This window comes from Gammaproteobacteria bacterium (ex Lamellibrachia satsuma) (assembly GCA_019623805.1).
In the GTDB taxonomy this organism is placed as follows: domain Bacteria; phylum Pseudomonadota; class Gammaproteobacteria; order Chromatiales; family Chromatiaceae; genus QGON01.
Genome location: CP053680.1, coordinates 3,608,780 through 3,634,115 on the forward strand (window position 1 = coordinate 3,608,780; position 25,336 = coordinate 3,634,115).

The following is a 25,336-nucleotide window of genomic DNA, read 5'->3' on the forward strand; positions in this document are numbered from 1 at the left end:
GAACGATAATAAGGATCGCTTGGTAGTGAAAGGCCGGAGCGATACCCTTAACCTCGTCTTTTTATCGGATGCATTAACGGGGAAGGAACTAGCCACAGCCCAGGCCGATGACGATGGGTAGGAGCTCAAAGCGCTTACAGCTTTCCTGGAAAATCCTACTCATCTTCAACCGTTGGAGACGGTAGATTTCTCCGACCCGGAGCAGTGCAGGATTTGCCATCCGCGTCAGTTTCGTGAGTGGTCCGGCAACATGATGGCCTACAGCGCCCTCAGTCCGACCTTCAGCGCGCTGGAGGCTCTCGGCAATGCCTTCTCGGTATTCCAGGGAGGTTCCGGATTCGCTGCCGGGGATCATCCTACGGCCCTGTTTTGTCAAAGTTGCCATAATCCGGCGGACACTTTACTCGGCAGTTTCCCAACCCTGTCTGACAGCAATGGCCATGCGATGAGGGATTTTGCCACCAAGGCTGGACGGGGAGGCATCTCCTGTGACATCTGCCACCAGATTTCCGGGCCAGATACATCACTTGGGCTTGATCGCCTCGGCGACGGAATCGCTAATACAGCGTTTGTACTGGAACTCGGAGATACGAAGTTTGGGCCGCTGGATAATCCAGAGTACAGCCCTACACATACTTCGGCTCATGGCCAGGACATCAATATGCAAGACGACTACCTGAGGAGCGGTGAGTTCTGCAGTACCTGCCAGGGCTGTCACATGGATCTGGGTCCGCCAGAACCTGCAGGTTCCTACGCTGAAGGAGAGACGACAGTTTATCCGCGTCCCAGATATGTGTTCGAGCGGGAGGAGGTCAGCACCCATTATTTCACGGGCATCGATATCGCATTGGTCGACTTTCCGGGCCAGGACAATGAGGCCCGCGATGAGAACGGGAATGTCTTCGGCCAGGTACAACGGCGCCGGATTCTCATGGAATCGGCGGCCGAGATCGCAGTATCGGCCCCCTGCGGATGCGGTCAGTGGCGGCGCCATCCCGATCATGGTTCATGTTACCAACAGCGGTACCGGGCATAATCTGCCTTCCGGCTTCTCTCAGGAACGACAGATATGGGTCGAACTGATCGTTTCCGATAACAATGGCCAGCCGGTCTACGAGAGCGGTACGTTGCTTGATACAGCACATCCGGAAACCGGTGAAACGGAACCCGACGGCAATCTCGATGATGAAGATCTGCGTAATCTTGTCGGACCGAACGGTGGTTCCGGTGTTATTGATCCGCTCACACTGGAGGCAGATGTGATACATGGTCCGGATTACAACCGACGCCACGAGCATCCGCCTGTCTACCAGGGTCTTGCCAATTTCGGCAACGAGTTCATCCGAATTCCGGTGGATGGAAACGGCGAGCCGATGCGGGACGACCAGGGGCATTTCATCGAAGAGGAGGTGTTCATGCCATTCCTCTCAACCCACACGGACAACAGCTTTTCCATTCCAGCGTTAAAGACCGTGGATGTACGCTACGACGTCGATGTACCAACAGGCATCGAAGGACCGCTGCAGATCAACGTCCGTTTACGGGCCAGAGCCTTCCCACCGCGTTTACTGAGAGCTTTGGCAGCAGGTCGGCCGGATCTGGTTAACGAGAAGATGGTCGATAGAAACAGGATTGTTGACATGGTTTCTGCTGCACCAGTCAACGTGCAGATCCAGTAGCGCCAACCAATAATGAAATTGCCTGACAGACAGGCCCAGCTTCCAGCTGGGTCTGTCTGGGCGTGATTTCACCCACAAGCAGCAGGATCGGCACCCCGACCGCCACTGTCAGCTATAGTGTTGTAAGGCAGAACAACAGGCAGTCGATAATGCTGGCATGGTTACATAAACTCTTTTCCACAGATGAGCCCCGGACATCCCGCCTGTCGGCGGAAGAGATCGCGCAGCACATTGACTTGGCGATCAATGAGTTCGACAGCCGGATCGCTCTGATCCCCGGTTACCGCAAGAAGTTGTTACCGGCGGTGGAGAGCGCTCTGCTGCATGCCGAATCGCTCATCGAGCGCATCCCTGGTCCAGTGGATGTCAACGCCAAGGCCTACGGCGCAGATCCCAGGGTCAACGCCTATTTCGGTTCCCCCGAAAAGCTCGAACATCTTTTTAGCCACAGTACCGAATTTCGCGCTTTTTCAGACCAGCCATCCCAAGCCAACCTTGAGTATATTTACGCCCTGATGGTCATGACCCGGCATAGGAAGACCCGCCCCGGTCACGCCCTGAGGGGGGATATGGTGCAGAGTGATGTGATGCAGGACGTGGTCTACTTCTCCGACCATCATCTGGTTAAACCCGCCGAGTCAGAGGTCGAAGTGCGCCGCGACCTACGGGAACGGGCCTTTCAGCACCTGCTCGCAGAGTCGGTACAGAAGGTGGCCCTCCACAGCAAGGAGAAGGCGGATCTGGAACGGCAAAAGGTCCATCTGAAAATGGAGATCAAGACCCGCCATGCCGAGCGTAGTGGCCTCGATTTTCTGCATGAAAAATCCACTGATGATGCAGCTGGGGGCTTATACTCCCGACAACTTTCCGAGATAGAACAGAAGCTTGCAAAGCTACGCCGGAGACTGGAAACCATCAACGATTACCTCGATCTGCTCATTGATGTACTCAACCACTCGCCCGACTACTGTGGCCTGGAGAGCCATGAAGACTGTCTCAACCGGATCAACGTTGTAGTCGATGAGGGTGCTGGCCATCAGGTGCCCTATGCCAATATCCGCATCGGCAACACCCGCCGCTGTGGCGTCATCGTACGCTATCCCCGCAAAGAGCTGGTGGATACCAGCCGTATTGCCAGCCGCTTGCACTCGCTCTATCGCTAGAGTTATGGGAAGAAATGGCCATCTATTTTGACAAAGGCAACTAATAGGAAGAACATTTACTACAAAATGAATCGTGCAAATCATCATATTCAGACAGGGTTATTCCTGCCGCTTGGGGATAAAGATGGAAAGATTGGAAGACGCTTTCAAATCAGAGGAAATAAGAGAGGTCGACACGATTAAAGGGATTCAGTTCCCCGCTTTTTTAGAGACGAAAAAACTCATTATTACCGGTCCCCCAGGTTGTGGGAAAACAACCATTCTCAACGCGATTGGCGGCTGGCCAGAGGAAGGCTACCTCGATATTTCAAGCAAGGACTGGTGGAAATCTCCTGTTTTGCATCAACGACCGAGAGAACTTCATCTTGGCCTGCCTTTCGTTGGATTTGAAAAAGCCGTACCTGTCTACGACGCATATACGCTTGATGATTCATCCTACTTGGAGATCGATTTTTTTCGCATTCCCTTGCCTCCTCCAAAGACGCATCCGTTGTCTACAAATTTTCGTGAACGATTCGTCTTTGAATTCATTCTATTGCCTGCCGAAAAGACTTATGAACTCAGAAAGACGCGGTCGAAGTCCGGCACACATCATGTTGATGATGACCTCACTCTGAACAAAGTTCGCGAGGAACTGCTGTTTTTTATACGGCTTGCACTCTTTTTTCATCAAAACGGAATGACTGTCTACATCAGGGATGCTTTAAATGGAAAACCCAAGAGAATCTGTGAACCCGTGCTTGGTCAGATGGTTCAATCTGACGAGGAGGGTGAGGCGCTTTATCACCACCTTGATCAAATCAGGTTACGTGAGAGGCTGCTCAATCGTTCATGGAGTATTCGGGGTAACAAGAAGCTGCTCGATCTCTTTGTCGAGGTAATTCCTAATGCCTTGAATGTAGAGCGCTGTAGTATCTTTATCAATGATCCAAAGACAGGAAAGGTCTGGCTGCAAAGCGGCACGGGACTCGATGAAAAGCAGATTGAGATGGACATGCATGATTCATTGGTTGGGCAAGTGATCGCTACCGGTGATTACAATGTGAAGGAAGACATGGATCTGCTGGATGGTCCACATAAAGAGATCGATGCGCAGACGGGGTTTGCGACCCGAAATGAATTGTGCGTTCCAATCAAGAGCCTCTCCGACCAGAAAACTGCGGGAGCCATCCTGGTCCTGAACAAGAAGGGAGGGGAGAGTTTCAAGGAGGAGGATAGGGTGCTTCTGGAGAAAGTAGCCAGCCATCTGCAGTCAGCCATCGAGAGCATTTTTCTCCGGCAGGAGCTTATGGACTTTTCGGAACTCCTGACTAATCGTGTGCGTTTTTCCGAATGGGCCAAGTATTTGATGTGGGTGATACTGGGGGTGGCGCTGGTAGAGGCTGTGCTCATTACTTTTTTATTGGAGAAACAGTAGGCAGGGTGAGATTGTTCACCTTTGGTGTACTCCTAACGGAGATTGTCGGCAGCGGTCTACTGAGTCAGGATGCCACCATTTCAATCGCGCTGACGATCAATTTTCAGGCTGAGGCGTACCGGATTTACTGATCTGTTTTGTGTGATCGCCTGCATCCCGGCAGGCACTTTCTCTAACTGATAGCCTGCTGCAGATTCCTACCGAAAAACAATCAGCCCAAAAAATCGTAATATTCCTGAAGATTTGTGATTCAGGTTCAGTTACAGGCTCTAAATCTTGACATAAGTATAAGCATTGTCTAATATACTTACCATCATAAAGCAATATCAGAAGGTAAATGAAGTGAGTATCTTCACCTGTAAATCGATGAGAGCCGTCGTCATAGCCTCAGTGACAATGTTGCTACTGAGCGTGGTCTTGTTAGCGCCAGTACTACTGTTGTCTGATCCCATTCCCAGCCTGTTTGTATGGCTTGTCTATCCTGGATTTGCTGCACTGTTAATCAGTCCGGCTATCCTTCTGGCAGCGGCTTTGGCATCACTTGTTCCATCTGTGAATGAGCATTTGAAGAATTGCCAGCATTGAGCTGGCCCGTTGACGTAATACCCGGAAACAAAAGGCCGCTCCAAATGGAGCGGCCTTTTGTTATTGCAACGCTGAAAACTCTTGAAAATGGCCCGTAACTGATGGTCATATCCAGCTTTAGCTCAAAGTTTCAGTGCTCGCATTTATCCATTTTCTCTCTGGCTCCAGGTAACACCGTAAGAAGAAAAGTAGTAATTAGTATCAGTGGAGCAAAAAGCAGCAACAGCAATCCTGCGAACATGACGATCTGCTGCATGTAGAAGATATCCGGGACAATTTTGAGTCCCGTCATTATCATCAAAACTCCGGCGAAGAAAAAAATGGTGGAGACGATCACGCCTTCACGCATGGTTTTACAACCAATTTTTAAAAGACTCATAGTTTTGATACCTAAATTGAGCTATTTTCAGTGCGGTTGGGTAACGCTTTATCTCGCCTCAACCTTTACTCTTCCAGCAATTTGTCGGCGGCTCCGCGTTTAAGATCGAACTCCTGCTCGACCATCCTGTTCCATTCGTCGCGTTTGAAGACGCTCTCAGCCGGTACCTTTGCATGCACCAGGTTGTAGTGACATTCGATGCAGGATTTGTCTTTTGCATCTTGTTTATGGATTTCCACTGTATCGGGGCGGGTGCCATAGATGGCTTCTTTGACATGACAACGCTTGCAGGTAGCGGAGTTCCGTTTTTTAAACCACTCACGGGCGGAAAAAGCAGCCTCGGGCATATGCAACTTGGCAATTACCGGATCATCGTAATCGGGACCGAAGAGCTGATTGTAGAGATCCTTGCCGCCGATAAAGTGATCCCAGGTGGCAGCAAAAACCCCCTCGGAAACATGACAGTCACCACAGCTGGCTCGCACCCCTGAGGCGGGACGAAAGTGGGCGGACTCCCGATAGGGCTCAGCGACAAGCTCCATCGAGTGGCAGTTGGTGCAAAATGCCTCTGTACTGGTGAAGTGATCGAATTCCGTAAGAAAAACCATAAACCCGATACCAGCCACACCGCCGAGGATCAAGGCTAGCAGCACATGTCGGGTGATGAAAAGCGGCATTCTAATCTTAATCATGGCTGGGTTTTCCTATGCCATAACCGAGAATAGGGTTGGGTTTTGAAGGGTTTTTCAACCAGCTGTGCTCGTCAAGGCTGAGCACATGCTCGTTGATCAATTGATCAGCTTTCTCTGCGCCTGCCAGTTCGCGCACCTGAGGCAGAAACTCCCCATAAAAATTCTGCCCTACAAGATGCATTCCCTCCCACCAGGTAAAATTTGGGCTCATCATTGCTGCACCGTGTCTGGCTCGGGTGCCTTCATCGTGCCAGAGACGCCAGTAGGTAAATTCAAGTGGATCGTCAAAGGGAGCTGGCGTGAGCAGATTCATATCGTAAAGCGCCAACATAATGGCCTGTGCAGGTTTTCCAAACTTCTCATTGTAAAGTTCGACGACATTGTCGAACTGTTTCATGAATCCGTTGGCAAAACCTTTGCTATGGCACTCAAGACAGACCTTGCTCATAATCTGGCGCCGTCTTTTAGAGCTTGCGACGGCCTTAACCTTTCCCATGCTGCCATCCAGTTTTGATATTTCATTACCTCGTCTTGGCACTGGCTGGGACTCAGGCAACTCTCTTCTGTCACCATCTTCAAAAATGATCAGAGATTGTTTCTCCGAGATTGGCTGGTTCAGGTTCCATGCATCGCGCATACCTACATCGTGGCTGGCCTTGACACCGGGAGTTGCGCCCATATGGCAGGTAACACAGGTGGGGGCGGCACTATAATCTTTACCAAGCACCCACTCGTCACTGTGGAGATTCATCTTCTCTCTGTTGGCAGTGAAGAGCATGCCGTGTTTTGAGTTGTCGAATACTTCTCCATCGGGTGATTCCGGGCCGGAATGGCACCAGACGCAGGCGCTTGGATCTCGGGCCTGGGCTTTAGAGAAACTGTGTCTGCCATGGCATGCGGAACAGGATCCGCGGGACCCATCAGGATTGATACGGCCAATGCCTGTGTTCGGCCAACTGTTGGGTGAGAGACTGCCGTCTCCACGCACTTCCACTTTTGAGCCGTGACATTTGGCACAGCCGGCAGTAACCATCTCCTGGCCAGTGAGGTTGTCCGCCAAGGCAGGTATACGATTCTCGATCAAAGAGAGTGCTTTGGAATGAACGGATCCTTCAGTTTCTTTGTATTCCCTGGTGTGGCAACGACCGCAGTCTTTAGGGGAAACAATTGTGGCGATGATGCTGCCTTCGTGCTCTATGGCATCTTTATCGACCTGATCGGCATAGTGGCAGTCCAGACAATTGACGCCTGCCGAGGCATGGGCACTGGATTGCCATTGATGGGTAAGGCCGGCGGAGGACTTCTTGTGGCAACTGATGCAGGCTTCGCCCTCTTCCAGTCCCCAATTGCTTGAATCCAATGAAACCTTGTCTGCAAAACTTATGTTGATTGCCCCCAACCATAGTGGAAAGGCGAAAAGTAGTAGATGAAGGTACCATTTGGTTATCCTGACATTGCGCATGCCCATCCTCCTTATGTGTTTGATTCTTGATTTAGATCAATAAAAATTCGTGAATTATAAAATGTCACAAGATCAAGAATGCTGAAAATGAAATCCAAACAGAGTGAGTGCCGACTGTTGAGCCCGTTATTAAAAGGGTAATCACACTGCCTGGTGAATTTGTTATTTATTTTTCGAATTTAAAGACTGCGCTATTTTTTGTGTTAATTCAATATTCATAACAATAAAAAAGTTCAACATCACCTGAGAATGTTCATGCGCCATAAAGTGAGGCATATGACTTATAGGTAATTCCCCCAATAGACAGAAGACTCATATTTTGTGCAATATTCGGCTCGCAAATTCAGCTTATTTAAGGGGGCGGGTCGAGTGCATAACAAAACCAAAAAGATTCTGGTATTAAGTGTTCTGATTGGGTGGTTCGGGCAGATTGCAGGAGTGGCTGCTGAGCCGCTACACCGAATTTCATCGGAAACCTGTAAAAGCTGCCATAAAGAGATCTATAAGCAGTGGAAGGGTTCCATGCATGCCAACAGCACTGCTTTGAAGGACCCAATTCACGGTACCTTTTATCGCAAAGTAGTTGGCGACCCTACAAAAGAAGGTGTTAAGAAAAAAGGCAAATACCCAGTTTGTCTGCAATGCCACGCACCAAATGCTGCCAGAGACAAAATGACAAAACTCGATGCCAAGCCCGCCTATAGCGAGGGCGTGAACTGTGTCGGCTGCCATCTTCTGGAGAAGTACAATGGTATCCAAGGCAAAAACGGCAAGTTGATGCTGGGCATGAAGTCATACAAGTCATCTGATCAATTGCAGGGTCCTCAAGGTTTTAATCGCGGCCTTGAAAAGTTGACCGCTTCAAATGACGTATTCGGCGGCGCCAATGGGGGTGACGACTCCAAACCAAATCCACATCTTGGCAGTGCTGTAACGCTGGATGGCAAGGAGGTGCCCTCCATGCCGATGAAAGCCAATGCATCGCTCATGAAGTCCAACGAAGCTTGTATGGGTTGTCATGATCAACGTAACAACCCGCATGGCGTACCGCTATGTGCCACAGGTAATGAATATGTAGATAGCCAGAGTGATGTGACCTGTCAATATTGCCATATGCCAATGGTCGGAAATCTTGCTGATCACAGCATGGGAGGCGGGCACCATAAAGGTATGCTGAAGCGCAGTTTGATTTTTACGCTTGATGCAGAGCCCAAGGGCGGGAAACTAATGACGACTGCAAAGTTGAAAAACCAGCAGCCACACAGTCTTCCCACAGGTGCGCCATTCAGGAATATCTACTTGAAGCTTTCCGCATACGATGCAGAAGGCAACTTGGTCTGGGAGAATGCAAAAGGACATCCGGGAAAGGCTGATCCAAAGGCTTATCTTGCATACCGACTCAAGGATGACAAAGGTGACCCGACTATCCCACCGAAAGCGACTCAGCTTGGAAAGGATTCTCGTCTCAAACCACATGAAGAGCGCACCTTCAACTATGAAATTCCTTCCAAAGGTGTAGTGCTGGTTCGAGGTGAGGTCTACTATAATCTTCTCTGGAATACACTGCAGAGTAAGTTTAAACATCTTCCAGAAGAAGTTAGAACTCCTCAGCTGATTTCTACAGCTGAAGTTACACTGTAATGCAGTAATGGGACCGGTGGTTCCATAACACGGGGGCATGGAGAGGGGAATCTCTCTATGTCCCGTGTCTCTCCTTAATTTCACATGATATTTAACCGAGATGAATCTGGTTAAGAGGCTTTCGTATTAAGGAAAGAGGAATCCTGAATGCACTCTAATTGAAACTGGGCATGATAGTTATGAACTCTCATCTAAGATCATGGATCCGCTCTCTCGGCACTCTGGTTATACTTATTGAGTTTACGTTCGGCAGTGCATATGCTGCTACGCAATCGCCTCAAAAAAAAGTTAGTACATCAACTGCCGACCACAGTAAGTTCGAAGTACTGCAGCAAGAGTTTTCCACTGCACCCGATGTTACCAAAGCCTGTCTGACCTGCCACACCGAAGCCAGCAAGCAGATTCACAAAACCACTCACTGGAACTGGAAAATCACTCACCCGGAAACCGGGCAGGTTTTGGGCAAAAAGCGAGTTGTGAACAGCTTTTGCGGCTCCATTACTACTAACTACGCGCGTTGCACCAGTTGCCATATCGGCTACGGCTGGAAGGATGACAGTTTTGATTTCTCATCAGAAGAGAATGTCGACTGTCTTGTCTGTCATGATACAACAGACACCTATAAGAAATTTCCAACGGCTGCGGGTCATCCTACCTATGTCGACAAACCTTTCCCTAAAAAAAGCAAGAAGATATGGAAAGCACCTGATTTAACTAAGGTCGCCCAGGCTGTTGGTAAGCCCCGCCGTGAAAATTGTGGTGTTTGTCACTTCTACGGCGGTGGCGGTGATGGTGTAAAACATGGTGATCTTGATTCATCCATGACCAATCCTCCCCGTACACTGGATGTTCACATGGGCGTGGATGGCCTGAACTTTGTCTGCACGGAGTGCCACAGCACGGACGGTCATGATTTAAAAGGAAGTCACTACACCTCTGTCGGGAAAGATAAACACGGTATTGATATTCCCGGGCGCGATGATCAGAGTAGGGCTTCCTGTGAATCTTGTCATGGCGATAAGCCACACGAGGAAACGGTCAACAATAAAATCAATGATCATACGAACAAGGTGGCTTGTCAGACCTGTCATATCCCGACGTATGCAAAAGGTGGCGTGCCCTCAAAGACCTGGTGGGACTGGTCGACTGCAGGACGCATGGACGACGATGGCAAGCACCTGAAGATAAAAGATGAGAATGGGTATGTGACCTATGTGACCAAAAAAGGCACCTTTGAATGGGGAGAAAATCTCGTACCGGAATACGCCTGGTTGTCAGATGAAATCCGTTACCAGGAGCTCGAAGAACGGCTTGATCCTAACAGTATAGTGCCAATCAATACGTTCAAAGGTGACTACAATGACCCCGATGCCAGAATCTGGCCCTTCAAAATCATGCGGGGAAAACAACCATACGATAAAGGCAATAACACGCTGGTTATCTCTCACCTGTTTGGTAAGGACAGAGAGGCTTATTGGAAATCGTTCAATTGGAACCGCTCCATAAAAGCAGCAATGGATGCAGCAGGTGCAGATTACAGCGGAGACTATGGCTTTATCGAAACTACCATGCACTGGCCGCTTTCACATATGGTTGCATCCAAGGAAGAAGCGTTGGGCTGTGATGAATGTCATAGTAGAAATGGACGACTAGCGGAACTTTCAGGTTTCTACATGCCGGGAAGAGATAAGAGCGATCTGTTGGACATAATTGGCTGGCTGGCTGTACTTGGAACTCTGGGTGGTGTATCGCTTCACGGTTTTGGCCGGGTCTTGTTCAGTAGAAAGAGGAGGAATGGCTGATGTCAAATGAAATGATCTATACTCGCTTTGAGCGTATCTGGCATTGGGTGCTTGCGATTCTCATTCTCCCCTTGTTACTCACAGGGTTTGAGATACATGGGGATTACACGATCTTGGGGTTTGAGCAGGCTGTAGATACGCATATCTTGTTTGCCTGGGCACTGATGGGGCTATTGGTGTTTGTCATCTTCTGGCATATGACTACAGGTGAATGGAAGCAGTACATCCCATCCAGCAAAAATAACCTGATGGCTATGCTTCGCTATTATGCAGTCGATATCTTTTTGGGTGGTGGCCATCCTTTCCATATGACGCGAACAAGCAAGCTCAATCCATTGCAGCGTTTGGCCTATCTATCACTGCATGTGGTTATCACTCCAGTAACCTGGGTCAGTGGCCTGCTTTATCTATTTTACACCTCATGGGGTGACTGGGGGCTAGAAGGATTAAGCCTCACTGTAGTTGCAATGGTTCACATGGCTGCTGCCTTCGCCATGCTTGCTTTCTTGATCGTGCATCTTTACCTGGCAATTACTACCAGTGAAAAACCGTTTGGCTATGTCAAGGCTATGATCAGCGGTTACGAGAAAAAAGAATAGGTTCTTCCTACCATTTTTTAGTCTCAAAATGATTGCGTTGGCATATTTATATGGGGAGTCTAAGAGATGTTTCGACGAGGAAAAACAAGCTATCCATGAAGTAACAAAGAATCCATTTAAAGTTTCTGTTCGGCAATTACAGAGCAGCAATGGCACACGTGATTTAACTACTTAAAAATAGAAAGGGGAGTAACTGATGAAAAAACTTGTGGCGCGGGCAATTATTCCGGCGGCGACTGTATTAACTTTGATCTCACAACCTGCATGGTCGATGGGTCTTAAATCCGATGGCAAAGATTATGGCAACCTGAATCTTTATGTTAAAGCAATGAGCATCCTCTCTGCCGAGGATAACGGCTATGATCCCGATGATGGCACTTCTTACCTGCTCAAGCTGAAATACGAAACACCATCGTGGAACAATCTGAATGTGGGTGTCGGATTCTACGCCAACGGTGATCTTTTCAGGTTAACCGACTTCGATACTGATGGGCGTCTTGCACGTGGCATGTTTGTAACAGATGACGGATCCACCAAGTCGCAACTTGGCGAGATCTATCTTAAGTACAATCGTGAAAAATTCGCTCTGGATGCCGGTCACCAGATGTATAAGACGCCGCTGACCATCATCACCTACAGTACTATGCCGAACTTCTATTCAGCCTATAGCGCCAAGACGACGGCCGTTGAAAATGCTGTGTTCGGAATCGCACAAATTACGGATATGTCTTTTGGTTCCCGGGCCATGACCGACTTTGCGCTGATTGGTGAAGGCACCAAATCAGCAGGTGCCGCAATCAAAGCGAGCACCATTGGCCAGGCCGAGTTTCACCGCATCAGCACTGCGACCTTAGGTGCAGGCGCACCCAGCACCAACGGTATAACAGTATTAAATGCCGGTTATTCAGGTATCAAGAATACTGAGCTGGGGCTATGGAACTATTACGTGGATGATATTGCCAACAATATCTATGCCCATGTCGACACTGCATTTCCAATGAAGGGCATGAAATTGAAACTGTCTGGCCAATTTCTGAACCAGAAGGAAATAGGCGATAAATTGGCAGGTGACCTGGACTTTAATCTGTTCGGTCTTAAGGCTGCGCTGGGTAATAAAAAATGGTCCGTATACGGTGCCTTTAACACTTCCAGTGGCGATACTGCCATGTTGAATGCCTGGGGTGGCGATCCGGCTTACACCAGCTCCATCTTTTCACGTAACGAATACCGTGAGAACGTAAACGCCTACAAAATCGGGGGTTCGTACAAGATTCTCAAGAACCTGATCGTCAAGCTCAATTATGTGAATTACGGGCAATCCGAGACTTTAGCGCCCCGCAAGGTGCTGGGTCTTGCCGGATTGGGCATGGTTGCACCGCAAACCGATGCCTATGAGACCGATCTCATTGTGGTCTACAAGCCTCAAAAAGATCTGATGCTTAAAGCGTTTCTTGCCGACCGTACAAGTGAATATAATGGCATCGAAGGTAAAGACCTGACCCAGACGCATTTCAGGGTTATTGCCTCTTATAATTACTAATTATCTTTATTCTTCTGAAATCCTTGCGCATGATAGAGCGGGGTCGTTTACAGAAAGGCTGCTGTGTATGCCTTCTGATGGCCTCGTTCGTCAGCGCAATTTACTGAACCACGACATATGCGCAGCAGGCGTATCGTCAAGCTGACAATTCCATAGAAAACTGATGGAGTATCTGGGACTCTCATCTCCAGATTCTCTCATCGCTTGCCTCCTGCTCCATGGGAATATCGCAAACGCCCGAATCCTGCCTTATATTGCAAATAGCAGAATGTATCCCTCCACATCTCCCCCCCCCCAGCAAAAAGCTGTGATCCCGATCCACCCTGTCAACGGCATCGTTATGTGATCTAGTTCTCAGGAATACGCTCCGTTTGTGTCGGCATTGAGCATTGTCAATTGCTCTATTATGCTGTCCTTATATTCTAATGCTTTACTATCAACCAACGTTTCAGGAGCAGTATCATGAAAACGTTATTAAAAACCCTTTCGACCTCAGCTCTCATTCTCGCAACAGGCCTTACCGTGGCCGCTCCACAGGAGGTGGGGAATCCACAAGTAAATGGGTTGGAAGATCCTTGTCTTAGCTACTACCGCGACTTCTATGGTCCCGACGCTGTTGGTGAACCGTTCGTCAAGACAGATCAGACCTCAGACCAAACCGCTGAAGTCGACCTCTCCTCAATGGAAGATCCGACCAACTACTATAATTGGTAGCCTGGTCGGTATAAGGTGCCTGCCTGCAGGGGCAGGCGTTTAATTTTCACCTTGGGAGCCTCAGCATAAGGCTACCTGCCCATTCTCGGGGGGATTGCCTCGTACTCTGTCAGAAACAGAGTTTTTATACAGAAATATGTTCTAAGCGGACACAGACCCTTCTGTACTGCATGGATTACCGTCGCCCCGCTAACGAGGCGACGGTGCAGTAGCAGCACTCCTCCGAGTGTGGTTTAACCCCCAGCGGAATTAGCAGGTGCTTCCTGCTCAAATACGTTTTTCTCTGGTGTCAGATCCTGCGCGCCGGTACCAGGCATTATTTCGAAACCCATGTCAAAATTCACCAGCATGGGCTTCAATTGCTCGTACACTTCTCTGTTACCCTTGAGCTTTGCCTTGCCTGATTTTATCTGCTCGTCAAAGCTGACAGCACCCATCATGGTTTTTTCCAGGTCAGCGCGATTCAGCGTAATAGTCAGGTCAGCATCGTCGGCCTGATAGCCTTCGATATTAGTAAGCGTGGCATTACTGAGTTCGATCACAAACTTCTCATCATTGTCTGGCGTGATCAGATTGATTTTAAATTCATGACCTTCGGCTTTCTTACTATCAAGACGCACAGCAAGGAAATCCAACCACAGATCGGTGGTCATTGCGCTGATCATGTCTGGACCGGCCGTCTTGGGTGAATCGCCAGTTGGAATACCAGAGCGCAGTTCATAAGCCGCCGCCAGGAAGCTGTTACGCACACTGGGGCTCTCCTGTTGGTAGCCAATCTGCTCGAATATATCGGCCAACAGATCCTTGGCTTCCTGATTCTGTGGTTCAGCGTAAACCAGCTTGTTCACTATCTCTTGGGCATGTAGATATTTGCCTTCTTTATACAGAGTCTTACCCTTGGTGATGATTGGTTTTGCCCCCCCCATCATCTCAACATACAGCGGTGCCGAATCTTCAGGAGAGAGAGGAATCAATGTGGCTGGATTTGCATCCCAGTAACCAAGGTACCGGTTAACAACCGCTCGGCTGTTATGCTCAACAGAACCGTGATAGCTACGTGCAGCCCACTGTTCTTGTAGACTTTTTGGCACTTCATACACATTGTGAATCTGGTTGATGGTCACGCCTTGGTTGGCCAGATGCAGTACACCATTATTCAAGTTGGCATAGGTATCGCGTTGTGCCCGCATTACCTCCTGAACCCGTTCTTTACCCCAACGCGGCCAACTATGGGAGGCGAACATCACCTCAGCGTCTTGTCCGAACAGGTAGAGCGCCTTGTTAATCTGTTTTGACCATTCCAACGCATCACGCACCAACGCTCCTCGGAGTGTGTATATGTTGTGGATTGTGCCGGTAATATTTTCTGCCGCCCAAAAAGCTTTCATGTCAGGAAAATAGGTGTTCATTTCAGCAGGTGCTTCCGTGCCAGGTGTGTTCTGAAAAACCATTTTCACCCCATCGACGGTCATCTCTTCGATATCCTTGTCGATGATCACTGTGGGAGGAATAAGCCCTAAATTACCTGCCGCCGTATTCTTGCCAATGGACTGGTCCACATGACCAAACGGACTACGCGGCAAAAGCACCCCGTACTGAAAGAACATGCGTCGGGTCATTGCATTACCAGCGTAGACGTTCTCTGAAACCGCGTGATCCATGAAGCCTACAGGTGCAATAATCTTGATCTTTCCGCTATTGACATCTTCGATACTGGCAACACCTCGCACACCGCCGAAATGGTCCGCGTGGGAGTGGGAGTAGACAACAGCAACAACGGGACGCTCACCAAGCTGTTCATTGATGAACTTCAGTGCAGCTGCTGCCGTCTCCTTCGCGGTCAAAGGATCGAACACGATCCAGCCGGTATCGCTCTTGATAAAGCTGATATTTGCCAGATCGTAGCCACGCACCTGGTAGATGCCGGGAATGACTTCGTATAGACCGTAGTTCATATTCAGAATGGCCTGACGCTGAAGTGACGGATGAATGCTATCGAAGTCCTTCTCCTGCAAAAGCCATTCGTAGCTGCCCATATCCCATGCCACATGACCCGCTTCTGCCATGATCTGCTTGTAATCAGGAGCGGCTATGAAGCCTTTTTTCTGCTCTTCAAAATCCCGCTTGTCTGTAAACGGCAATATCTTGCGCTGTTGCTCCTGCAGGTTGACGGTGTACTTTGAAGGCAATTTTCCCTTGGGGTGGAAGTGTTTTCCCTCCATAGCCCCCGAGTCGTTCTGCACACCACCCCCTCCGGCTGCAAAAGCGGCTCCGAATCCACCAGTCAGCAAGGTGACACATGCTGTCATCGCTATTATCTCTTTGTTCTTCATCGATCATTTCCCTGATATTAGGTGTGAGTGTATTGAATTGCACGGAAAAGTGACTTGAAAACTGCCCCATCCATCCAAGCGGAGTGTAGTATGTTTTGTGGGTTTTCATTTGCCCATCAAAGTTTTATCACTTTCATGCCAGTGATATACAGAAGCTATTTAATCACTGGCTAGCAGTTTTATAGGAGGCGCTATGGATAGCAAGAAAGCCGGCACATTGCTAATCGTTTTGATTATTGTGATGAGTGTGTGGGGCACTCCAGTATATACGGCTGAAATCCCACAGGCACAGCCAGGTAAAGGGCTGATTGTATTCAGCCGGCTGGATAAATTTGGGGGCAAGGCAATCCGTTTCAATATAAACCATCCAGGTGGTGCGATTGGACAACTATTGAGTGGAACTCTTCTCTATAAATATTTCGACCCTGGTGAACAAACTTTCTACTCGCAGGTAATATCACAAGATGCGATCACCGTGAATGTAGAGGCAGGAAAAATCTATTACGTCAGAGGTGATGTGAAGATGGGCTTACTTGCTGGACGACCCAATTTCACCCAAATGTCAGAATCTCAAGCCCGATCAGAAATAGCGGGGCTGAAATAGCACAAAAATTTGGATCAATATCGAAATTCTTGAAGAGGGAAATGTCTTTTCGAAAGCAAAACTTAACAAGGGAAGACGTAGGACGACTGGCTTTTTACCACGGCTTCGTGGATCGCCATAGTAATTAACTGTAAAAGGACTGGCCAGGCCCCAATCAAGCCGTTTTTAAAACTAAATGGTGCACCTCACGCCACCAATGCCTCTATCAAGGCACTGATGCCCAGTCTCTTGGTTCTCGCTTACCGATAGCGTGGCGTAAGATCTGCGGTACGGCTCGACGGAAGTAGAATATCCCATGGCAGTTGCGCTGGAGATAAGAGGGGATGTGCATGGTGATTCTCCAAGTCAGAACCACTGCTTTGTATGAGTCTTTTGTATTACCGCGATCATGGAGAGGGTGAAAATAAAAAACCCCCTGATAAATCAGAGGGTTAGATATGGTGCCGAGGAGAGGACTTGAACCTCCACGGGGTTACCCCCACATGCACCTGAAGCATGCGTGTCTACCAATTTCACCACCTCGGCTAAGAGGGTGCTAAACGGCTGTGCCGTCTGGAGCGCGAACTTTACCGATAGATGGTTGGAGTGTCAACTTTTGAGGGGTAGATTCGACCTCGATTGGATTGGGCGGTTTGCTGTGCTAGGTTGCTTCCGTTTCAGGGCAGATTTTCAGGTGATTCGATCTCTTATGGGTATACGTAACAGTGGGGTGCTTCCTTTTCTCCAGGCATTGATGTTCATGCTTTTTGTCGGGGCAGCTTCTGCCGCTTCAGAATCGTTGATTCTCAAAGGGGATCTTGTTCAGGGGGGGATGGCAATCGGCCATGTGTCGCCAGGCGAAAAAGTCTCCGTTAACGGTATAGGGGTTAGGGTTTCGGCTGACGGTGTGTTTGTGCTCGGTTTTGGCCGGGATGCAGCACTGGAAAATCGTGTCGAAGTGTCGGGTAGTGATGGACGCAAGCGGGTTGAACTGCTCAAAATCGGCAAACGCGCCTACAAAGTTCAACGTATTGACGGCTTACCACAGAAGAAGGTAACTCCGCCGAAGATGGATTGGGCACGAATCAAGAAAGAAAACGCCATGGTGAAGCAGGCACGCAAGCTGGATGATCCACGTACCGATTTTCTGGGTGGATTCGTCTGGCCCGTGAAAGGCCGGATCAGTGGGGTCTACGGGAGTCAGCGCATTCTCAACGGCACGCCGAAACGGCCCCATATGGGCGTCGATGTGGCTGCATCTACCGGAACCAAGGTGGTCGCACCGGCGGATGGGATGGTTACACTGGTGCATGATGATATGTTCTATTCCGGTGGTACCCTATTGGTCGACCACGGCCATGGTGTGACCTCTTCATTTTTGCACTTGAGCCGGATTCTGGTGAAGAAAGGGAGTAAGGTCCGTCAGGGACAGGTTCTCGCCGAGGTTGGGTCGACAGGCCGGGCGACTGGTCCCCATCTGCATTGGGGGTTGAATCTGTTTGGAACCCGCCTTGATCCTCAGCTGGCTGCCGGTCCCATGGATAAGAAGTGAGCGCAGGCGGCCTTTGGATCGAAGACTTACGTTGATCCTTCAATACCCTATAATAACTGTTTTAGTCGGTACCCTGTGGTCCGAATCCCTCTAGGAATGGAGCTGAAGATGAAAAAAACTCGATTGGTCCTCCCTCTCTTGTCCGTACTGTTGGCGATGCCGCTGCAGGCCCGGGATCTGATGGATGTATACAATCTGGCGCTGGTCAATGATCCGCAGCTCCAAGAAGCAAAGGAACGGTTGGAGTCGGTGCGCCAAGGCAAGGTACAGGCGCGTTCGAGACTGCTGCCCACGATCAGCTTGGGAGGAGAAATCGATGGAGTTAGACGTGATGTAAAGACCTCTCCAACAGGCGGTGTGGGCACCAGTAACTATAGTGATAAGAGTCTGGGACTGAACCTCTCCCAGCCGCTTTATCATCGCGATTACTGGATTCAGCTTGAGCAGGCGGATCACTCTATCGCACAGTCGGAAGCGGAGTATGCAGCCGCCCAGATCGACCTGATGGTGCGTAGCTCATCCGCCTATTTCAATATCCTGGCGGCGCAGGATATCCTGCGGGTAGCCAAGGCCCAGACTGAAGCCAACGCCCGCCAGCTTGATCAGGCAACACAACGTTTCGATGTGGGGTTGATTGCCATTACCGATGTGCATGAGGCCCAAGCATCCCATGACGGCGCCAGGGCAGAGGAGATTGCCGCCGAGAACGCAGTGGACAATGCTTGGGAGGCGCTGTTTGAGATTATTGGTCAGGCTCCACAGGATGCACTGGCCGAGCTGGGTGAGAAGCTGAAACTCGATCCGCCGACCCCCACCACCCTGCAGGCGTGGTCCGATACGGCCCAAGCGCAAAACTACACCATTATCGCCGCCCGTAATGGGTTGGAGAGTACGCGTAAAAATATTGAAGTCTTCCGCTCCGGCCACTACCCGACCCTGGATCTGGTGGGAGGGTACGATATGTTCCGCACTAATAACGACTTCGGCTCCGAGGCAGATACCGGCAAGATTGGTGTGCAGTTGCAACTGCCAATTTATGCCGGCGGATCGGTTAGCTCGCGGACAGAACAGGCCCGGAGTGATTTCCGTGCTGCCCAGCTGGTTCTGGATCAGAGTCAGCGCGCAGTGAACCGGCAGGTGCGCGATGCTTATCGGGGTGTACTCTCCACCATAAGCCGAGTGGGAGCCCTCAAGGCTGCAACGGTCTCTGCCAAGAGCGCGCTGGACTCCACTCAGGCGGGTTATGAAGTTGGCACCCGAACCATCGTTGATGTGCTGAATGTGCAACGCAATCTCTTTTCAGCCCAGACAGACTATGCAGGTTCACGCTACGATTACATCCTCAATGGTTTGCAGTTGAAGCAGGCGGCCGGCAATTTGACCCAGTCCGATCTGGAAGGTATCAACGCCTGGTTGGAGCGATAGTCGAATGTCCGGCAACAGCTTCGGCAAACTCTTTACCGTAACCTCGTTTGGCGAGAGCCACGGGCCGGCGATTGGCTGTATTGTCGATGGCTGTCCTCCCGGCCTTGAATTGTCCGAGGCGGATCTGCAACGGGATCTCGACCGCAGAAAACCGGGTACATCGCGTCACACCACGCAACGTCGTGAAGCGGACGAGGTGCAGATTCTATCCGGCGTATTTGAGGGTAAGACCACCGGTACCCCAATTGGCCTGATCATCCACAACACGGATCAGCGTTCCAAGGACTACTCGGAAATTATGGATCGTTTCCGTCCGGGACATGCTGACTACACTTATACCCAGAAATACGGTTTTCGTGACTATCGGGGCGGCGGACGCTCCTCTGCGCGGGAGACGGCTATGCGCGTGGCTGCCGGCGGCATCGCGAAGAAGTATCTCAAAACGCGTTATGGTATTGAGATTCGCGGTTATCTGGCACAACTCGGTCCCATCAAACCGGAGAAGTTTGTTTGGAATGATGTGTATGAAAACGCCTTTTTTTGCCCCGATCTTTACAAGGTGCCGGAACTTGAGGCTTATATGGATGAACTGCGCCAGGAGGGGAACTCAATCGGTGCACGGATCAATGTGGTTGCCACCGGCGTACCGCCAGGCCTGGGTGAACCGATTTTCGACCGCCTCGATGCCGAGATCGCCCATGCGATGATGAGCATCAATGCAGTGAAGGGCGTGGAGATCGGTGACGGATTCGCCTGTGTGGAGCAGAAGGGTACCGAGCACCGGGACGAGATGACGCCGGATGGTTTCAGCAGCAATCATGCAGGTGGTGTGTTGGGCGGCATCTCAAGCGGCCAGGATATTATCGCCAGCATTGCCATGAAACCCACTTCGAGCCTGCGTCTTCCGGGATACACGGTGAACAAAGAAGGCGATCCAGTCGAGGTGGTCACCAAGGGGCGTCATGACCCTTGCGTCGGGATTCGCGCCACTCCCATCGCCGAGGCCATGATGGCGATGGTGCTGATGGACCACATGTTGCGCCATCGTGGACAGAATATGGACGTGCATTCGGATACGCCTGTCATCTGATAGCCTCTGGCGTGTTTCTTTCCTGCAGAATTTCTGAATGAATCGGATATTGTCATTTCCGTCCTTAGGTTCGTTAACGCGACATCCATGTAGCACTACTCGACCGGAGGGAGAAATCTCATACTCCGACGGTGAGTCAGGCGCTCCGTGGCAGGAGATCTCTCCCTATGGTCGAGATGACTGGTTTCATTCAGAGGTTCCCTAAATGCCGTACTGGCGTCTTTCCGGTTTCTATCTCTTCTACTTCGCCTCGCTCGGGGCGCTGTTGCCGTTCTGGGGACTCTATCTAAAGGACCGTGGTTTCGCTCCCTCGGAGATCGGGGAGTTGATGGCAGTGATCATGTTTACCAAACTGGTCGCACCCAATGTCTGGGGCTGGATTGCCGATCATACGGGGCGGCGGATGCCTATCGTTCGTCTTGCATCATTGTTGGCGCTGATCACCTTTGGCGGGGTCTTCTACGCCGAAGGGTTCTGGATGCTGGCGCTGGTGATGATGCTGTTCAGTTTCTTCTGGAACGCGTCGCTGCCCCAGTTTGAAGCTGTGACCCTCAGCTATCTGGGCGACCAAATACAGCAGTACAGCCGTATACGTCTCTGGGGTTCCATCGGTTTTATCATTGCGGTAGTCGGGCTCGGTTATCTCATCGATCAGATGGAGGTTGGACTGGTGCCGATGGTGGTGTTGGTGCTCTATCTTGGTCTCTGGCTAAACAGTCTCGTGGTGCCGGAGCAGGGCGCAAGGATGCCCCACCATGAACAGGGTTCGATACTGGCGGTATTGAAGCGCAAGGAGATCATTGCGTTTCTGGCCGCCTGTTTCCTTATGCAGGCGAGTCACAGTGCCTACTACGCCTTCTACTCGATCTACATGGAAGAGCACGGTTATTCCAGCACCCTCATCGGTCAGCTCTGGGCGCTGGGAGTGGTTGCTGAAGTCCTGGTATTTCTTGTGATGCACCGGCTGTTGCATCGCTGGGGCGCACGCAAGGTGGTAATCGCAAGCCTGCTCATTGCCGTCGTGCGCTGGGTAATCGTCGGTAGCGCACCAGACCAGTTGTTCCTGGTATTGCTTGCTCAGGTCATGCATGCAGCCACCTTTGGTACATTTCACGCTGCGGCTATCCACCTGGTCCACCACTTTTTTGTCGGCAAGCATCAGGGACGGGGACAGGCGCTCTATAGCAGCATCAGTTTTGGTGGCGGCGGTGCCTTCGGCAGTCTGCTCAGTGGATATCTCTGGACTGGCATCGGACCGGGACCCACCTATTGGGTGGCGGCGGGTTATGCGCTTCTGGCGATGTTGATCGTTTGGCGTTGGCTCAATCATGAAGCAGCCTGATTCAAACCTGCTGGAACTGCCGGTCACGTCTCTGGATGGGAGTGTGACAGATATGCAACTGGTCAAAACCCCGCAACGTCTGGAATTGCATCAGGCATCGGGCGGTGGCGTGCTCTATATCGATTTTGTCTCCGGCAAAAGCGCGCACCGACGTCAGTTTGGCGGTGGCCGGGGACAGCCGTTGTCCAGAGCGGTCGGACTCAAGAAAGGGCTGAATCCAACAGTGTTGGACGCTACTGCAGGGCTTGGTCGGGATGCATTTGTACTGGCAACATTGGGTTGCAACGTCCAACTGGTTGAACGCTCTCCCATTATCGCCGCTTTGTTGCAGGATGGCCTTGATCGTGCGCTGAAGGATGCCGCCGTCGGACAGATTGCTGCGCGGATGGAACTGTTTTCGGCCGATGCCATTATATTCATGCGGGGTCTGAAAGAGGCGTACAGACCGGAGGTGGTCTACCTGGATCCGATGTATCCCCACCGTAAGAAATCGGCCCTGGTGAAAAAGGAGATGCGGGTCTTTCGATCCCTTGTGGGTGATGATCCGGATGCGGCTGAATTGTTGCGGACCGCGCGGGAGTGCGCCATCGCCAGGGTGGTGGTGAAACGTCCGGCCAAGGCGGATTTTCTTGGCGAAGCCGAGCCAGCCATGTCGATCAAGAGTCCGAACACCCGTTACGATGTCTATATCAAACGCGGGTTACAAATGGTTGATTGAGATGGCGCATTTCAGCACTCCCTTTGGTAAATTTTTTCTCAGCCGCTATCCAAAGCGTAAGAAAGAAACCCTGCGCGCCTGGGATGCAGCGGATGAGTATCTTCTTAGCTTTCTTGCTGAAAAGGATCTGCTTTCTCAAAGTAGCAAAATCCTGATCCTGAACGATAGCTTTGGCGCACTGGGGACGGCATTGGCGTTATTCTCACCAGTCAGTCAGGGTGATTCCTTTATCGCTGAAGAGGCTACAAGAGTGAATCTATCTGCCAATGGATTGCCGCTAGATGCGGTAACCATTATCGATTCACTCCAAATCCACCGAACCCGCTACGATCTGGTGCTGGTCAGAGTCACCAAGACTCTCGCGCTGCTGGAGGATGAACTGCTGCGTCTGAGGCCCCATTTGGCGGATAACTGCCGCATCATCGGTTGCGGTATGGTGAAGCAGATACATAGTTCCACCCTGAAACTGTTTGAGTCGATCGTCGGGCCGACCAAGACCTCTCTGGCAAAGAAGAAGGCGCGCCTGATCTTTTCCGAGCCGGATGCGAGACTGCGGATGTCTCCTTCGCCCTATCCGGTCTCTTATCAGTTGGAAGACAGCACATTCCAATTGATCAACCATGCAAATGTTTTCTCCCGTGACAGACTTGATATCGGCACCCGGTTCTTGCTGCAACACATTCCGGCACAGGGGTTGTCAGAGATTGTGGATCTGGGATGCGGTAACGGTGTGGTTGGTCTCATTGCGGCTGAAAGAAATCCTAATGCAACGATCCACTTTGTGGACGAGTCTTATATGGCGGTTGCCAGCGCGAAGGCGACCTTTGAAGCTTCAGGTCTGCAAAACAGTGTGATGTTTAAAGTAGGGGATGCGCTAAGTGATTTTGCACCGGAAACAGTTGATTTGGTGCTTTGCAATCCCCCCTTTCACCAGCAACAGGTGGTGGGTGATTTCATCGCCTGGCACATGTTCAGTCAGGCAGTGAAGGTGCTAAAACGCGGGGGAGAACTGCGTATTGTCGGTAATCGTCACCTCAACTATCATTCCAAACTGAAACGTCTGTTCGGTAATGTGGAGCAAATCTCCGCGAACCCGAAATTTGTCGTGCTGCGGGCGGTGAAGGGATAGCGTTTTCGCCCGACAATGATCATGAAAACGCAAAGATCGCATAGATTGGTTTTTTATTAAAAGCAACATATTAAGAGGCCGCAGTAATAAAAATATTTGTGGTGATCACTGGTTTGAGTTGATGGTTGTTTCCATTGCTCTCTTTGTTTTTTATGGCTGATTCTTCGTGTTGCTGGTCTGGTTATGAAGTATTTACAAGCCGGTACAAAATGCTGATTTTCTGTTCGTATTGATTGCCTGCGGCTGCAAGTAAGGAGACTGGGTCTGCCGACTTGTCTTTGCTGTATGATTTAAAGTAGGCTTTAAGTTCATCCATGCTGCTGATTCCTGTGTCCTGCAGAAAGGATTGGTAGTCGTTACGCAGGTACTCATGCAGTTTGGCTTGGCTTATCCATTGATTAAGCTGTGGGTAGGTAAAGCCAGTGCGCAATGCCAAGTCTAACGCAGAGGCGTTGGCCAGGTTTTCAATATTGTCATAGCCTTCCCGGGCTAATCTGATCTGATGTGCGTAACTCATTCCTGGCAGGTTGGATAGTGGCGTTGAAAAATAGCGCACTTTGGCAAACCCAATGGTTTTTATCGATATCTTTTCCAGAAAGAGGAGCCCACGACTAGGAAAGAAGCCGATAAAGAAACTCCAGACAGGTAACCCCTGCAAAAGTACGCTATCTTTGTTTTCTGGATCAACGATGATGTAACACAGCACCAATGCCAGTAATGCCCCTGTTATCATACGTACGCTGCTGCTGACAAACATGTTTGGTGTTAAATCAAGTGTGAAATAGCTGCGCACCAAGTGCCCGATAAAGTAGATGTAGGCACCGAGAAATCCAAACTGAAAAGCAGTTAGGGTGGTAGATATAACATGTATATATAGTTTCTCATCGCCAAGAATGTATGACCCCATATAGGTGCCGAGCATGAGAAAATTTGCTCCCAGGCTGTAGTCTACGCCAGTCACTCCATCTGCAGCATTCAGTGGCAGTGGTTTTAGTAGCAGGATGATCATGCTGCCCATTATGACGACAAGGCTTAGTACCAACATGCTGCCAAGATAGTGATGGATATGAAATGATTTATTAATGTACTGTTCAATATACTTTTTTACAGAAGGATCATCTAACAGTTTAGCTGGAAGTTCACGGTGCAGGCGGCGTCGCTTTTCGTTCTTCATGTTTTGGATATAACAGAAGGTTATTAGCGGGATGATGGTTACTGACAGGCTCAATAGAGCCAGGTTATATTGAAAGAAAATCGGATCAAACCAGAGGGCAATCTGATCAATTAGATTTAGCTCGTCTGGCCCGGGAGGTTGATGGTTGACATAATAGTAGCTTTTGTAAGCCAGTAATGAGATGCAGCCAATAAAGAGAAGAGAAACGATAGATAGAATTAGTATGTAGATCTTATCTTTGTATTTGGCTGTTTGTTGTGATGCTTCAGTGCTCATGCCATATCCATCCTGTGTAAGGTCGATAGCTTTATATGCAC

The 25,336-nt window shown here is 50.1% G+C and carries 21 protein-coding genes and 1 tRNA gene; 16 read left to right on the top strand and 6 right to left on the bottom strand.

Annotated elements, in window-relative coordinates; genetic code table 11:
* Positions 1–172: 172 nt before the first annotated feature.
* The 4 genes from HPY30_15635 (at position 173) to HPY30_15650 (ending at position 4,259) form a co-directional block, all read left to right on the top strand.
* Positions 173–1,036: a hypothetical protein gene (locus tag HPY30_15635; GenBank protein QYZ67287.1), complete on the top strand. Its 864-nt coding sequence runs from the start codon at positions 173–175 to the stop codon at positions 1,034–1,036.
* Positions 1,002–1,679, top strand: coding sequence for a hypothetical protein (locus HPY30_15640; GenBank protein ID QYZ67288.1), 678 nt, complete (start codon positions 1,002–1,004; stop codon positions 1,677–1,679). Before HPY30_15635 ends, HPY30_15640 begins: the two co-directional genes overlap by 35 nt.
* Before the next feature lie 62 nt (positions 1,680–1,741).
* Positions 1,742–2,842, top strand: coding sequence for a hypothetical protein (locus tag HPY30_15645; GenBank protein QYZ67289.1), 1,101 nt, complete (start codon positions 1,742–1,744; stop codon positions 2,840–2,842).
* 124 nt (positions 2,843–2,966) lie between these two features.
* A complete protein-coding gene (locus HPY30_15650; GenBank protein QYZ67290.1) occupies positions 2,967–4,259 on the top strand; it encodes a GAF domain-containing protein in 1,293 nt (430 codons plus the stop codon).
* Between the two features lie 715 nt (positions 4,260–4,974).
* On the opposite strand, the gene HPY30_15655 is transcribed toward HPY30_15650, so the two are convergent.
* The 3 genes from HPY30_15655 to HPY30_15665 all read right to left on the bottom strand — a co-directional run bounded on the left by HPY30_15655 (position 4,975) and on the right by HPY30_15665 (position 7,377).
* On the bottom strand, positions 4,975–5,223 hold the full coding sequence (locus tag HPY30_15655) for a hypothetical protein (protein ID QYZ67291.1): 249 nt from the start codon (positions 5,221–5,223) through the stop codon (positions 4,975–4,977).
* Positions 5,224–5,288: 65 nt separating this feature from the next.
* On the bottom strand, positions 5,289–5,915 hold the full coding sequence (locus HPY30_15660; protein ID QYZ67292.1) for a cytochrome C: 627 nt from the start codon (positions 5,913–5,915) through the stop codon (positions 5,289–5,291).
* Positions 5,908–7,377 (bottom strand): hypothetical protein, encoded by a 1,470-nt coding sequence (locus tag HPY30_15665; protein ID QYZ67293.1) that lies wholly within the window; start codon positions 7,375–7,377, stop codon positions 5,908–5,910. The genes HPY30_15660 and HPY30_15665 overlap by 8 nt, the downstream gene beginning before the upstream one ends.
* Before the next feature lie 369 nt (positions 7,378–7,746).
* On the opposite strand from HPY30_15665, the gene HPY30_15670 reads away from it, so the two are divergent.
* The 5 genes from HPY30_15670 (at position 7,747) to HPY30_15690 (ending at position 13,673) form a co-directional block, all read left to right on the top strand.
* Positions 7,747–9,018 (top strand): cytochrome c family protein, encoded by a 1,272-nt coding sequence (locus tag HPY30_15670; protein ID QYZ67294.1) that lies wholly within the window; start codon positions 7,747–7,749, stop codon positions 9,016–9,018.
* A gap of 179 nt (positions 9,019–9,197) precedes the next feature.
* Positions 9,198–10,820: a tetrathionate reductase family octaheme c-type cytochrome gene (locus tag HPY30_15675; protein QYZ67295.1), complete on the top strand. Its 1,623-nt coding sequence runs from the start codon at positions 9,198–9,200 to the stop codon at positions 10,818–10,820.
* Positions 10,817–11,419 (top strand): cytochrome B, encoded by a 603-nt coding sequence (locus HPY30_15680; protein QYZ68083.1) that lies wholly within the window; start codon positions 10,817–10,819, stop codon positions 11,417–11,419. Before HPY30_15675 ends, HPY30_15680 begins: the two co-directional genes overlap by 4 nt.
* Positions 11,420–11,615: 196 nt before the next feature.
* Positions 11,616–12,959, top strand: a complete 1,344-nt coding sequence (locus HPY30_15685; protein QYZ67296.1) for an outer membrane porin, OprD family — start codon at positions 11,616–11,618, stop codon at positions 12,957–12,959.
* Positions 12,960–13,421: 462 nt separating this feature from the next.
* Positions 13,422–13,673, top strand: a complete 252-nt coding sequence (locus HPY30_15690) for a hypothetical protein (GenBank protein ID QYZ67297.1) — start codon at positions 13,422–13,424, stop codon at positions 13,671–13,673.
* 233 nt (positions 13,674–13,906) lie between these two features.
* Here HPY30_15690 and HPY30_15695 read toward each other — a convergent pair whose 3' ends face one another.
* Positions 13,907–15,862, bottom strand: a complete 1,956-nt coding sequence (locus tag HPY30_15695; GenBank protein ID QYZ68084.1) for an MBL fold metallo-hydrolase — start codon at positions 15,860–15,862, stop codon at positions 13,907–13,909.
* 337 nt (positions 15,863–16,199) lie between these two features.
* Here HPY30_15695 and HPY30_15700 point away from each other — a divergent pair, with 337 nt between their 5' ends.
* The gene (locus HPY30_15700; GenBank protein QYZ67298.1) at positions 16,200–16,610 is read left to right on the top strand and encodes a DUF2846 domain-containing protein; all 411 of its coding nucleotides are present in this window, start codon (positions 16,200–16,202) and stop codon (positions 16,608–16,610) included.
* 438 nt (positions 16,611–17,048) lie between these two features.
* Here the strand turns inward: HPY30_15700 and HPY30_15705 are convergent.
* Positions 17,049–17,135: transfer RNA gene (locus HPY30_15705), tRNA-Leu, on the bottom strand.
* A 163-nt stretch (positions 17,136–17,298) separates the two neighbouring features.
* Between HPY30_15705 and HPY30_15710 the strand changes: the two genes are divergently transcribed.
* The 6 genes from HPY30_15710 (at position 17,299) to HPY30_15735 (ending at position 23,845) form a co-directional block, all read left to right on the top strand.
* Complete coding sequence (locus tag HPY30_15710; GenBank protein ID QYZ67299.1) at positions 17,299–18,141, top strand: M23 family metallopeptidase; 843 nt, start codon at positions 17,299–17,301, stop codon at positions 18,139–18,141.
* Between the two features lie 96 nt (positions 18,142–18,237).
* Complete coding sequence (locus tag HPY30_15715) at positions 18,238–19,566, top strand: TolC family outer membrane protein (protein ID QYZ67300.1); 1,329 nt, start codon at positions 18,238–18,240, stop codon at positions 19,564–19,566.
* A gap of 4 nt (positions 19,567–19,570) precedes the next feature.
* Positions 19,571–20,656: a chorismate synthase gene (aroC, locus tag HPY30_15720; GenBank protein QYZ67301.1), complete on the top strand. Its 1,086-nt coding sequence runs from the start codon at positions 19,571–19,573 to the stop codon at positions 20,654–20,656.
* Positions 20,657–20,861: 205 nt separating this feature from the next.
* Positions 20,862–21,998 carry an MFS transporter gene (locus HPY30_15725; GenBank protein ID QYZ67302.1) on the top strand — a complete coding sequence of 379 codons (1,137 nt, stop codon included), beginning with the start codon at positions 20,862–20,864 and terminating at the stop codon, positions 21,996–21,998.
* On the top strand, positions 21,985–22,716 hold the full coding sequence (locus HPY30_15730) for a class I SAM-dependent methyltransferase (protein QYZ67303.1): 732 nt from the start codon (positions 21,985–21,987) through the stop codon (positions 22,714–22,716). Before HPY30_15725 ends, HPY30_15730 begins: the two co-directional genes overlap by 14 nt.
* A gap of 1 nt (position 22,717) precedes the next feature.
* A complete protein-coding gene (locus HPY30_15735; GenBank protein QYZ68085.1) occupies positions 22,718–23,845 on the top strand; it encodes a methyltransferase in 1,128 nt (375 codons plus the stop codon).
* A 181-nt stretch (positions 23,846–24,026) separates the two neighbouring features.
* On the opposite strand, the gene HPY30_15740 is transcribed toward HPY30_15735, so the two are convergent.
* A complete protein-coding gene (locus tag HPY30_15740) occupies positions 24,027–25,295 on the bottom strand; it encodes a hypothetical protein (GenBank protein QYZ67304.1) in 1,269 nt (422 codons plus the stop codon).
* Positions 25,296–25,336 lie beyond the last annotated feature (41 nt).